The following is a 12309-nucleotide window of genomic DNA, read 5'->3' as shown; positions in this document are numbered from 1 at the left end:
AAAGACAATGACCAAAAATCAAGCAATGAACAAATGAAAAAAAGTAAAGATACGGGCCAACTGATAAAGGCCATAACGATGGACATGGACAAAACGGATGGCATGTTGGACAGGTTAAAAAAGGAAAGATCCTCCGGAATGGAGACCGATCAAACTGGGGAAACGGCCGATCTTACCAACGATGCCATAACGGGAACTCCTGAGAAGAAAGTACCGTTGGGCAAAGATCCGGATGGTGCCGAAACCCCGAAGGCTGAAACCGTTGCACGGCCCATGGAAAACGCGAACCGTCCAGCCAAACGGAAAAAAATGACAAAATCCGAGGAAAGAATTTGGCAGGAATTCAATAAAACCGTTGAATCTGAGTTTTATAGGGACAAAAAAGATGTGTTCCAGATGTCCTTGAGCGGGGAATGCCTCGCCGGTTATGAAAGGCTGGCCCTTGGATTGGGCTATAAAATGGGAAAAAAGATCAACCGGAACGAGATCTTGAGGAAGGTCCTGGAAGAATTCGTCCATAAGAACGGGGCCAAATTGGAGAAACTGATAGAAAAACTATAATAAACTGTATTTGAACCTTTTCTGGAAAATAACATTGGGCATTACGGCCATGTATTACATATATGTGGGCTGGGTCCTGTTGGTAAAAAAGAAAGGGGAAACCAAAAAAATCAAAGAAAATGATGATTATTTGTATTTAAATAATAAATTTGTAAATAATTCACAAGAAGGACAAGCCGATTTGGAAACCATACTCAGCCAGGTGGATGAAGTCGAGAACAACTCCAAACTCCTGGAGGCTTTCAAAAACAAAGGCTCTTCAAGTGAAGCATTGAACAATTCCTTAACTCGCACAGAAAATGAAAAATTCAAGATCATCCGTAACAGGGATGTTACGGACAAAGAGGGTCCCGACCCGAAAACTTAAAATCTTGCTCCTTATCGGGCTGGGCCTTTGCCTGCCACATGATTCCTTTGGGCAATTGAACGAACTGACCCAAGAACTCCAACAAGGGGAACGTGACCTCTCCAGGATCGCTGACATCGTCATCAGTGCCGTCAAGACCATTGCCGGGACATCCACCATTTTGGGTGGATTGGTATTCCTTTACTTAAGGGACCAACAGAGCGACCTGACCAAAAAGGTGGGACAGGTCATACTTGGCCTTGCCATTTTCTGGATCCTTTTGTCCGTTGGGGACAGCATGCGTTCCTAAAAAAGGCCCTCATGGAAGACAAGTTTATCCTTATACGGAAAGGACTCCAGAAGGAGGTCCTGTTCCTCGGCCTCAAGGCCAGGTACATCAATCATTGCATCTATATAGGCCTTGGCGTACTCTCACTTGGGTTCATCTTATCGATGGTCATCCCCACGTTCATGGCCCTAGTGGTAACCACCTGTACCCTATTTTCCATGTTCGCCATCCTCTTGTTCCATTCCAGGACCTACGGGGCCAGGGGGTTCATCAAAAAGATGGCCGATACCTCCAGACCGGACAAGATCAAGATTTCCCGACCGTACAAAAATATGCCCCTATGGAAAGGATAGCCGATATGATGGACGTGTTCCCCATTTATGGGTATGAAAGGAAATCCCTCATTTCAAAGGAAAAGGGTTGTTTGACCATTCCCTTGAGATTGGAGCTACCAGAGGTGTTCACTTTGGACCAAAGGGATTACAATACCTTGAACGGACTCTTCTTCAATATCGTCGACATATTGGGTCCCAACATGATCCTGCACCGACAGGACCATTTCTTTGAGGAACGGTACGGCCCCATCCCGCAACGGTTGAACGGTGATTTTATGGAGATCGGCAATGAGCGGCATTTTGAGGAGCGTCCTTTTCTAAGGGCCGAGCATTACCTGTTTATCAGTTTGGTGCCAACGGGATACTTCAAATACGGCCCCACCAAGGTCAATTCCTTTCTCTCGAAAAAAAGGGATTTCTTTTTGGACAGGACAATTCCCAAAGAATTCCTTGACCGGGATCTTTTGTTGGATTTCGAGGCGAAGGTGGAAAGTGTCTCGAACCTATTGAACGGATCGGGCCTTATCCGTTCGGAAATAATGGAGTATGATGGACTTTTTAACGATGATGGGCTCTATTCCAAATATTTTAGCCTCTCCGCATCCAACAAAAACCTGCCAGATATCGACTTTTCCAACAATTCCATCAGGATCGGGGAGAAACAGGCCCGGTTCTTTACCGTGGAGAACCTGGACCAGTTCACCAAGGAATATCTGGGGCCCTATGAACTGTACGGAAAATTCACGACACGGCACAACCGGTTCCCGATTGGCAATCTGTTTTCGATCGGGTTCAAGATACCCCATGAACACATCATCAACCAGTACATCTATATCCCGGAACAGGAAAGGGCCCTTAAGGGGTTGAGGAAAAAGGCCAAGCGCTTCGATCAGTTCGGCAATGGAAAGAAAGATGACAGCAATGGGATCTATGCCGATCAGATCCGGGAGTTCAATACCGACATCTTGGAGAACCATAAGGAGATCGTCTTTTACCATTTGAACGTTTTGGGGTTCAACAGCGCAGATGGGAACCATGGAAAAATGTGCAGTGCCGTGGCGGACGGTTTCAAAAAGCTCAAGATCAACGCCAAGGAAAACAACATTGACCGAAAGAACCTGTTCTTCGCAGGGGTCCCGGGGAATGCCGTGGGCCTCCCATCGGATATGTACATGCCCATGTCCAGCGATATGGCCGCCTCATTGGTATACTTTGAGGGCGAATATCGTGACGGTTCGCAAGGAATCGATGGTCTACGGTTGATCGACAGGGTCAGTGGAAGGCCCCTTTCCGTCAGTGTCTACCGGGAACCCGAGAGAAACCATTGGATATTCAATCGCGGCATGTTGATCGCCTCTGGATCCGGCGGTGGCAAGTCCTATGTGGCCAACCATTTCATTGCCTCGGAACTCCGTCAAGGGGCGGAGGCCATCATCATGGAGGACGGCAATTCCTATGAACGGATTACAATGGTGTTCGGCGGGACCATCATCGAACATGACGACAAGCGCCCCTTTACCTTCAACCCCTTCAAGTTGGACGCATATGACACCATTGAAAAGGACAATGGATCAAGGGCATTGAGCGAAGCCAAGGTCATCAACCTGGTCACCCTATTGAAATTGATAACGGGTGACGACCGTGGCGTTTCTAGGGATACAATATCCCACGAGGTCAAGAATACCGTTCTTGAAAACCTGTTGCCCGGATATTATTCCCATATGTGGGAGACCGGGAACACCGATTTCCGGTTCGATACCTTTTATGAATACTGCCAAGGACATCTCAAGGTCCTTGTCGGTGCAAAAAGGATTTCCAAGGAAGTGTTCGACCCCGATGTCTTTCTGTTCCTTTTGGAGAAATACTATAAGGGCGGACCAAGGGAAAGGTTGTTGAACCGAGAAGATGAAAGGATCGCCCGTTTGGGCGGGGAAAGGTTGGTCTATTTCAAACTGGGGAAACTCATCGACAATGAACTGTTGTTCCCCATTACCGCCCTGATGGTCATGGAAATTTTTGACAAAAAACTCCTCGATAGGGACAAACTGGCCATCAACAAGATGATGGTGGTCGATGAGGCATGGAAGGCCCTTTCCAGAAAAGAGTTCGAGGATTATTTCAACAGCCAGTCCAGAATGGCCAGAAAATATGGTGGCCAGCCCATCTTCATTTCCCAAAAAGTGGATGACTTTATCGCCTCCGAGGTCATCAAGAATGCCATTGTGGTCAATTCCCATATCAAGGTCTTCCTGGACATGGGGGATTTTGAGAACGCCTTCGAGAACATCCAGGAAATGATGGGTCTCAGTGATAAACAGAGGCAATCCATCCTTTCCCTGAACAGGGATCTGCCGCTCGATCGGAAATATCGGGAAGTGGCCTTTTGTTGGAAGGACAGGGTGAAGGTCTACGGAGTGGAAACCTCATTGGTGGAAAAATGCATTTATGAGACCAACCCGATGGAATCGCACAGAATCAATGAACTGCATAAAAAGAACCATAACAATTGGGAACTGACGGCCAAAGATTATTCCCTAGGTCCTTCTCATAAAACACAGAAAAAATGAAAAAACTCATCTACCTATTCAATTTGGTCCCCTTGGTCGCCCTGGGCCAGATTCCCGTAACCGATGCAGCGACCAATGGTTCCCTCGGGATCGCGAACAACCAATTGGCCCAGATCCATATTCAGATTCGATCATTGGGAAACCGATTGGCCACCACCAACCGGAAATTGGACCGGTTAATCGACCTGATGGAGAAGAACAACGATCAGACCACTAGGTCAAGGGAAATCCTAAAAGAGGAACTCGATGCCATGAAGACCGCTCCGGACTATGTACTGGAATCCACGGAACTCTCCAACATCACAGAATTAAAGGATAAGATCTTGGAAGCCTATAGGACATCTCAGGAAACCATCGGGAACCTTAAGAATTTGGAGTCCGAGGAGTCCAAGGAATTCCTGGCCATTGCCACTGATGCGCTGTTGAGGACAAAGGACCTTTTCCAGCAGAGCAGGACCATCCTGAACACGAGATCCCTCATGCACCCCGAGGAACGTCTCAAGAAGATCAACGACATCACCGTTAAGTTGAACGGGGTATTGGACGGTCTGATCGCACACAACAAGCGAATAAAACAGCTCGATGCCAGCAGGGAAATACGAAGAACATTGATAGACCTGAACCGATGACCTTTCTGGCCCTGACACAAAATATGACGGATGCGGGCATCCGGGAAGAGGTGAACGAACTTTTTGACCAATATATCCTGGATGCCTTTGACGCGGTGGATCCCATCATGGACATTGGCCAGGAATTCGCCTATATCGGGATAGGCATCATCGCATTGAAGGTGTTCATGAACGAACAGACCCGGGCCGATTTTTTCGCCTACCTCAAATGGGTTCCATTGGCGTTCATCCTGTTAAAGTACAAGGTGTTCGCCCGGTCGATATTCCAATTCTATGAAGGTATCGGAAAATCGTTGAAAGGGAACGATGTCTCATGGGATATCCTGCAATTGAAGATATACCATGCCCAGACAAGGGCCATGGGGGACATCGGTTCCTCATGGAGCCTGTTCGATATGGACTGGTCGGCGCTGGAATCCCTGATCTTGAGCGGGATGACCTCCGGGATCACCACCTTCGCCTCCATTGTTTCCACCGTGGTCTTCATCGGGATAAAGGCCATGTCCGTGATCTATCTGTTCGTCCTCATCGTTTTCGGCCCCCTAAACATCGGGCTGTCCTTCATCCCTGCCCTATCGGGCATGTGGAAGGCCTGGTTGCAGAAATTCATGTCCGTCTGCCTTTGGATCCCCATGTTGCACCTTATCGACAATTTTATGCTCAAGATCATGGAAAAGCTCATCGACTCCCTTTTGTTGCGTACGGAGGCCAATCTGGGACTGGTCCTGACCAGTGCTCTTTTGATGCTGATGAACCTGTTCGTCTATCTCAAGGCCCCCACCCTTTCCAATTTTATCGTACAGGGAATGAACGTGAATGCCGGGCAATTGAAGGAAAAGACCAAGCACTATGCCAAAAAAGCCGCGCAAACTGCCATTGATATAAAAACAGGTGGGACTACAAAAGGTGTAAGAACTTTGATCCAATGAGAAATATGGAATTCAACGAAGGTTATAGGGTTTTCAACGATATTACAAGGGCAGAGAAAAGATCCAACCGCTTGGTTGTCCTATCTTTAACTTTCATGCTCTTTAGTTTTTTGTGCTGTACCTATGTTGTCCATAGGGTCAATGAAAGTGCAAAGAACAACTTTTACCTTTTGGACAGCGGCCAGAAATTGGCCACTGTCAGGGTCAAGGACTACAAAAGGGCCATCGATATACTGTGCGAGGGACATGTGGGGATTTTTCATGAACTTTTCTTTGGCCTGGAGCCGGACCTGGGGTTCATAAAAAGGAATATCGAGGGAAAGGCGCTTTTCATGGTCGATCGTTCGGGCATGCGGCTCTATAACCGTTTGGTGGACCAGGACTATTACGAGGATATCGCCAAAAGTGGCTATTCCATTGAACTGGAGAAGGACAGTATCATCATTGACTATTCTTCCTATCCGTTCAGGTTCAGGTTCATCGGAAAGCAAAAAATTGAAAGGGACGGCGAGACCGAATATCGGAACCTGGTCACGACCGGCTATTTGATGGAGACCAAATCAACCCCCAATAATCTGAACGGCCTTAAGATCGTCCGTTTCGATGTATTGGACAACAGGGACCTACGCAAATGATATTTGATGACAACATAACCCGGTACGTTCAGATCTCGATTATCGGGTAAAGAAATTTTACTATGGCATTGAACACCCATAAATTGAACGACTGGATCAGGGACCATAAAGGGTTCGCCCTCGCCCTTCCCATTGCCATCCTGCTCCTTATATATTTTTTGTCCACCAGTTTCAATGGATTGAAGGGTGCCATCCAAGATGGAGGAATGACCGATGGCTATAATGATTCCCTGCCGGATAGGTCAAGTGGGATGGAAATAAAAGATCCCAACACCTACTATAAGGAGTCGATCAAGGATTCATTGGACAGATCCCAAAAAAAAGATGGGCCTGCAAACATAGTGGACAGGGAGAAAGAGAACGATTCCCTTGAAAAGATCCTGAAAGACCTTGAAAATTTCTCATTGGTCGATGGCAATTCCTTATCCAAACCTGAAACGGGGCGATTGGAGGGCACTGTCCCGAACAACACGGATGTTTCCGGCACAAACGGGCCTTCGGAGACCGAAAAGCGCATCGAATACCGAAAAATGTTACAGCGCGCAAGGGAGGAACGCAGATCGGGAAGCCAGGATTTCTCGGCCCCGAACGAAAGCGTTTCACAACATAGTGCCCTTTTGGCCGATATAAGGGCGAAGGCCACGGTATATAGGGACCAATTCGTCGTTCCCGGCAGTAGGGTGACCCTGATCTTACGGGAAGAACTCAGGGTTGCCGATCGGATTTTCCCCAAGAACACCTTTGTCTATGCCACCGTGAACATCCAAGGGTCCAGATTGTTGATGGATATTTCGAACATAGGGAATTTTCCAATTGCACTGAAGGCATATGACCAGGAGGATGGCGGTCTCGGTATCTACAATGAAAGGGCGGGGAAACTGCTCACAGAATTCTACGCCGATGTGGAAGAGGGTGCCTTGGGGGACATCTCAAGGGACCTGTCCAATGGAATGGACCTCCCCATGACGGAAAACGCGATACGGGCATTCGGCAAGTTCTTCTCCAATAAAAAAAGGAAGGACCGCGACGAAATATTGTTGATCAACGGGTACAAGGTTTTCCTGAAAACGTAAACGGCACTCTATGGGTAAAAAACTACTATTGTTTCTTTTCTTTTTATTGATGGACCATGGGCTTTCCGCGCAGGGAATCCGTGATACCATCGAGGTTTCCAGAAAGTTCAAGACCATCTTGATCTTTCCGGAAGATATCGCCGAAAGTATCATTGGGAGCGATATCGGATTTGCAGTGGACTTCCCAAAGGAGATCGGGAGCCGGTTCAACCCTCGTATCCTAAAAGTATACTATGATGATCTGGCCACCGAAAAGGAAAACTATACCAACCTGACGGTCATCACCAGATCCGGGAACCTCTTTGATTTTATCCTGAAACTGGATGCCCGCCCCAAAAAATTGACTTGGACCATTGGGCCCGAAATGGCGGTGACCAATATTGATGATAGGGCCATTTCCTATCAGGGACCAAAGTCCATTCAAGTTCCAGAACCTAATTCCAGTATAGGTTCTCCCCTAAAATCGGAGGAATCCCGTTCGTTGACCATGCAAGAGATCGAGAAAATACCGAAGGACTCGGTGTTGGAATTGGCCACCACGGACCTTTATGCCCACGACCCCATCGAGTACTATCGGTTGAGGAGTTATTACATGCAGTTCGATAAGGCGTGGATCCCGCGTTATTTTGCACGGAAAGGCGATGTCTTCCTGTGGCTCAAAGGGGTTTACTATAACAACGACGAGCTCTATATCCAGTTCAGGCTGGAAAATAAGGAGGGGGTCGACCTCGATATCAACTTTATCAAATGCTTCATCAAAAGTTCGTACAGGAACGCTTCCGAACAGAAAATCCCGATTGATAAAAATAACGGTCTTCTGTTCGAGTACAAGGTCCCCAGGATCGTAAAGGGGGGAACCGAGAACCACTTTGTCATCGTACTCAAGAAATTCTCCCTGGACAACAAAAAGGAACTTTTGGTGGAACTCGATGAAGAGGGAGGAAACCGTAACCTGTCCATGTCCATTGGCAGGGACATTATAAACAATCCTAAACGATTTTGATTATGGGAAGATCATTGGTGCTTTTTTCGTTCTTGTTTATGGCCATATCCCTTTCCGCGCAGCAGGGCGGGAACTATGCCTCTTCCGTGGGTCTCAGCGGTGGATATGCAGAGGACGGTTTCGGGATCATGGCAACGTACAATTACCATCTGGACAGGAGTACCTATGCCCAGTTGAGCATATTTGCCGCCATTGCGGAGGACAAGGGGGATTATGATATCCCCTATAATATTTTCACGGTCCAGCCTGGCTGTTTCTTCAAGGTCTGGGAACAACCCAATTTCAGGAGATATGCATTGAATATAGGTGGGGGCGGGGTCATTGGATATGAAGTGATCAACAACGGGAACAATACCCTGGAGACCGGGGCCGTGATAGATGGCAAGAGCAGGTTCATCTATGGAATATATGCAGGTGTCGAATGGGAGATGATCCTAGGGAACGACCTTTCCCTATTGATAAAGGCCAATGAATATTACCATATCAATTCGGATGTCGGCAATTTTTATCCCTATGTGGGGATCGGCCTGCGTTACTTTTTATTCTGAACATAACTGGACACTATGAAAAAAATTACTCCACTACACCTTGTTTCCATAATTCTGTTGAGCCTTTTGTTTGTTCTGGCATGCAGTAAGGATTTTGACGGCATCGTCCAGGATTCCTTTGATTTTACCCTTACGGAAGACCACAACAACGATGGTTTTGTCTTTGAGGCGGTCAAGACGGATTTTTCCGTGGAACCGGAAAAAGTGGTCACCACGACCTCCTATTATATGAAGTACCGTATCGAAAACGGTAAGGGATACTACCTGTCCATAGGGAATGATACGATATACCAGAACGATACCATTCCCATCGGGGATTTTGATGTGTCGTTCCGTTATATGCCAATCGATACCGGTGCACATAAGGTCAAGTTCCTTGCTTGGGACTCCAACAAGATCGAAAAGGAACTGGATCTGGTCTATAATACCACATATGCAAGTTTTGGCTTTTTATTGGGCAAAGGGACCGACCAATTTATCATCAACAGCAAAAATCCCGTAAGTGTGACCCTTTTAAGGGACAAGGACACCGAAGATCCCGCAAACAACGGAAACCAGGAATTTGAGGTTTCCTACCAATTGGAAAACGGGACCGGCAAGGTCTATTTTGGTGATGCCGCCTATGATCCCGGGGATATCTTTGCGCTCCCCAAAGGGGTCAGCGACCTCGAATACCTTCCTGAGACCTTGGGCGAACACAAGTTGACCATGGTGGCGAAGGCCCCCGATGGCGCTACGATTACAAGGGAACTTGTCCTCGATGTGGGAAACCTGAACTTTACCTTTCGGGCCACGGGCGCTTCCACCCAAGTGGAACTCGACACCAACATCGCCATCAACATCGACCTCCAAACACAGGACGGGGAAAGTGAAGTCACCTACAATATCGGACATTCCTTTTCCCCGGGCAGTGAGGGTGGTGGGACCGTTAGGGACCAAAATGGGGGCGTAATGGACGCCGGGGCCTTTAGATCCATATTCCCGGGCAATTACAATTTTACCTTTAAGGACAATGTGCTCGGACAACGGAAGATCTACTTTGATGTTCGCGACAGCAACGGCCAGATGAAAAGGGACAGTGTGGAAATCGAGATCGCCAATATTCCGTTCACTTTTAGTGGCAATGCGGAGAGCAACCAGGTATTTGTCAACCAAAGGACACAGCTCAATTTCAACATCAGATCCGGCGGAAATACCTCCAATATCGATTATTTCATTTCCTACAACATAACCGAGGGCAATGGCAAGGTCATGGGGACGGGCGGGAACAATATCCAGAACAATACGGACTACCCTGTCGACCTTGGAAACTTTTCCCTTTTCTATACCCCGGAAAGCCTTGGGAGCCATCAGATCAGTTTTCTTGTGACCGACAATTTTGGGCAAGAGGTCGGCCCCGTCGAAATAGATCTGGATGCAAAACAGTTGGAACTTGATTTCAGTGCCTCTGCCAACAACAGTGAGGTATTGGTGGACCAACGAGGGGCCATATCGCTGAGCCTTATCGAAAAAAGGGATTATGATGGGGTTTCCTACGAGCTGAACTATTTCATTACGGGTGGGGATGGCCAACTCTATAATGGGAATTCCCCGATAACGCCCAGTCAATATTTTACCGTTACACCGGGAAGTTTTGCCTATGATTTTATAGGGCAGCAGGCAGGAACCTATGAAATCTCCTTTTTATTGCGCGACAGTAATGGTCAGCTTTTGGAAGAACAGGTCACTGTAGTGGTGGGCAACAATGATTTCAGTATTGTCATGACCCCTTCAAAGGCAACCGAATTTTCAAACAATCCCGTTGGTATCATCGTTAACATCGATGAAGTCCCGGATGGAGCGAACGACACCTATACCGCCTTTTATTCATCGAGCCAGAACGGAGCCATGTTGGTCAATGGGGTTTCCTATGGACCAGGGGAGAATTTCCCAATGGGCCCTGGATCAAACAATATCACCTATACAGGCCTTGAACCAGGGCAGCACAGTATTGTACTGAGTGTCAAATCAGGTTCTGACGTTACCCGTACATCCAATGCGACCATTACCTTTGACCAGGTCGACTTCACCTTTACGGGGGGCATTCAAAGCTCGGATATTACCGTAGAGGAAACCACTTCCCTGAACTTCAATATTTCCGAGAGCGTGGGATCCTCCGACTATACCATGCGCTTCAGCATGAACGGAAATGCCACCATCAAGGACAGTAATGGCAATGTGGTGAGTCCCGGGAACCTCTATGGGGTACCAAAGGGCAATTTCAATTGGAGCTTTGAGGGAACCGATGATGGGACGGTAAGCATGACTTTTTATGCGAAGAACGACACTGGGCTTGAAAAATCGGTGAACATCGCCGTGGACGTTTCGGCCAAGGACTATAATTTCACAGCTTCCGGAACTGCCCAACAGGCATACACAGGGGAGGAAATCGATGTGAATTTCAATATTTCCGAAATCGGTATTGGTGGGGACACCTATGAAATGTATTTCTCCGTCAGCGGCAATAACGGTTCTTTTCAGTATAATGGCAACACTTATTCGGCTGGGGAAAGTTTCACCGTGCCCGTGGGCACATTTTCCGGAAAATATACCGGGAACAGTGAAGGGAACCATAATCTGACCTTTACGGTGCGTTCCTCTTCCGATGTGGAGAAGACTGCCAACGTCAACGTGAATTATGAGATATACCAGGAACCGTTCACACTCAACATCAGCCAATCGGCCCAAGATAAGTACATCAACGACCCATTCGATATCACCGCCATAACCAACGCTACTTCGGGCCATGACCAGAGTGTTGGCTACACATTGGTATTCACTTTTACCGGGGCAAGTGCAGGAACCATACATTACAAGGGGATTACCTACAATGAGGGAGAGATTGTTCCTCTGGATTATGGAAGTGCACCAATGCAGTTCTTTCCCGAAACGGATCAAAGTTTTGTGATCAATTTCTTGGTGCAGAATTCCACCGGTCAGTCTCAGACCGAGAGTGAATCCATCGAAATGTTGAAATTGCCGACCGTTGCGGCCAAGGGTGAAAAGCACAACATCAATTGCGGTGGCCTTAATGGTTGTGACTATCAAGTGAGGATATACACTTGCTTTAGCATAAATTGTTCGGAGGCCTATAACCGGGCAAGCCTGGAACAGGTCGAGGTCCGTATTTTCAACAGACAGGACAACCGATGGGATACTAAGCTGTTGAACTATAATGAAGCCAAGGGAAGTGGTGTCGACAGGTATTTTGAAATGGAGACCGAACCCCGTGAAAGTAGATTGAAATATCTGGACCAGCCTTATGAAGCAAGGGTACGGGACAGTGATGGGCAATGGAGCGATTGGACTTCTGGCTCCGTGGTAAGGGTATAAAATTCATTAATGGTCTATGCCC

Annotated in this window: 12 protein-coding genes; all 12 read left to right on the top strand. The window is 47.4% G+C overall.

The features are described 5' to 3' along the window. Window positions 1-33 precede the first annotated feature (33 nt). Window positions 34-561 (top strand): hypothetical protein, encoded by a 528-nt coding sequence (locus ABTP35_RS12755; protein WP_207025755.1) that lies wholly within the window; start codon window positions 34-36, stop codon window positions 559-561. A gap of 49 nt (window positions 562-610) precedes the next feature. Next, the gene (locus tag ABTP35_RS12750) at window positions 611-928 is read left to right on the top strand and encodes a hypothetical protein (RefSeq protein WP_375334238.1); all 318 of its coding nucleotides are present in this window, start codon (window positions 611-613) and stop codon (window positions 926-928) included. Beyond that, window positions 891-1217 carry a hypothetical protein gene (locus ABTP35_RS12745; protein ID WP_375334237.1) on the top strand — a complete coding sequence of 109 codons (327 nt, stop codon included), beginning with the start codon at window positions 891-893 and terminating at the stop codon, window positions 1215-1217. The genes ABTP35_RS12750 and ABTP35_RS12745 overlap by 38 nt, the downstream gene beginning before the upstream one ends. 11 nt (window positions 1218-1228) lie before the next feature. Then, on the top strand, window positions 1229-1549 hold the full coding sequence (locus ABTP35_RS12740; RefSeq protein ID WP_207025751.1) for a DUF4133 domain-containing protein: 321 nt from the start codon (window positions 1229-1231) through the stop codon (window positions 1547-1549). Further along, window positions 1537-4098, top strand: a complete 2562-nt coding sequence (locus tag ABTP35_RS12735; protein ID WP_207025747.1) for a TraG family conjugative transposon ATPase — start codon at window positions 1537-1539, stop codon at window positions 4096-4098. Before ABTP35_RS12740 ends, ABTP35_RS12735 begins: the two co-directional genes overlap by 13 nt. After that, entirely contained in the window at window positions 4095-4727 is a 633-nt protein-coding gene (locus tag ABTP35_RS12730; protein WP_207025745.1) for a hypothetical protein, read from the top strand. The genes ABTP35_RS12735 and ABTP35_RS12730 overlap by 4 nt, the downstream gene beginning before the upstream one ends. 107 nt (window positions 4728-4834) lie before the next feature. Continuing rightward, a complete protein-coding gene (locus ABTP35_RS12725; RefSeq protein WP_375334236.1) occupies window positions 4835-5656 on the top strand; it encodes a type IV secretion system protein in 822 nt (273 codons plus the stop codon). Next, on the top strand, window positions 5653-6291 hold the full coding sequence (locus ABTP35_RS12720) for a hypothetical protein (RefSeq protein ID WP_207025739.1): 639 nt from the start codon (window positions 5653-5655) through the stop codon (window positions 6289-6291). Before ABTP35_RS12725 ends, ABTP35_RS12720 begins: the two co-directional genes overlap by 4 nt. Window positions 6292-6353: 62 nt before the next feature. Continuing rightward, the gene (gene traM / locus ABTP35_RS12715) at window positions 6354-7364 is read left to right on the top strand and encodes a conjugative transposon protein TraM (RefSeq protein ID WP_207025737.1); all 1011 of its coding nucleotides are present in this window, start codon (window positions 6354-6356) and stop codon (window positions 7362-7364) included. Window positions 7365-7374: 10 nt separating this feature from the next. Then, complete coding sequence (locus tag ABTP35_RS12710) at window positions 7375-8367, top strand: DUF4138 domain-containing protein (RefSeq protein WP_207025735.1); 993 nt, start codon at window positions 7375-7377, stop codon at window positions 8365-8367. Window positions 8368-8369: 2 nt separating this feature from the next. Then, window positions 8370-8915: a conjugal transfer protein TraO gene (locus tag ABTP35_RS12705; protein ID WP_207025734.1), complete on the top strand. Its 546-nt coding sequence runs from the start codon at window positions 8370-8372 to the stop codon at window positions 8913-8915. A 15-nt stretch (window positions 8916-8930) separates the two neighbouring features. Continuing rightward, a complete protein-coding gene (locus ABTP35_RS12700; RefSeq protein WP_207025730.1) occupies window positions 8931-12287 on the top strand; it encodes a TraQ conjugal transfer family protein in 3357 nt (1118 codons plus the stop codon). Window positions 12288-12309 lie beyond the last annotated feature (22 nt).

This window comes from Flagellimonas alginilytica (genome assembly GCF_042134605.1).
GTDB classification, from domain to species: Bacteria; Bacteroidota; Bacteroidia; order Flavobacteriales; family Flavobacteriaceae; genus Flagellimonas; species Flagellimonas alginolytica.
The sequence above is the reverse complement of the archived record's forward strand: the minus strand, read 5'-3'. Positions and strand labels throughout refer to the sequence as shown.

Coding starts and splice junctions, on each gene's coding strand:
- ABTP35_RS12745 (WP_375334237.1), top strand. CDS start 891: ATGTTACGGACAAAGAGGGTCCCGACCCGAAAACTTAAAATCTTGCTC.
- ABTP35_RS12740 (WP_207025751.1), top strand. CDS start 1,229: ATGGAAGACAAGTTTATCCTTATACGGAAAGGACTCCAGAAGGAGGTC.
- traM (WP_207025737.1), top strand. CDS start 6,354: ATGGCATTGAACACCCATAAATTGAACGACTGGATCAGGGACCATAAA.
- ABTP35_RS12725 (WP_375334236.1), top strand. CDS start 4,835: ATGGACATTGGCCAGGAATTCGCCTATATCGGGATAGGCATCATCGCA.
- ABTP35_RS12755 (WP_207025755.1), top strand. CDS start 34: ATGAAAAAAAGTAAAGATACGGGCCAACTGATAAAGGCCATAACGATG.
- ABTP35_RS12750 (WP_375334238.1), top strand. CDS start 611: ATGTATTACATATATGTGGGCTGGGTCCTGTTGGTAAAAAAGAAAGGG.
- ABTP35_RS12700 (WP_207025730.1), top strand. CDS start 8,931: ATGAAAAAAATTACTCCACTACACCTTGTTTCCATAATTCTGTTGAGC.
- ABTP35_RS12705 (WP_207025734.1), top strand. CDS start 8,370: ATGGGAAGATCATTGGTGCTTTTTTCGTTCTTGTTTATGGCCATATCC.
- ABTP35_RS12730 (WP_207025745.1), top strand. CDS start 4,095: ATGAAAAAACTCATCTACCTATTCAATTTGGTCCCCTTGGTCGCCCTG.
- ABTP35_RS12735 (WP_207025747.1), top strand. CDS start 1,537: ATGGAAAGGATAGCCGATATGATGGACGTGTTCCCCATTTATGGGTAT.
- ABTP35_RS12720 (WP_207025739.1), top strand. CDS start 5,653: ATGAGAAATATGGAATTCAACGAAGGTTATAGGGTTTTCAACGATATT.
- ABTP35_RS12710 (WP_207025735.1), top strand. CDS start 7,375: ATGGGTAAAAAACTACTATTGTTTCTTTTCTTTTTATTGATGGACCAT.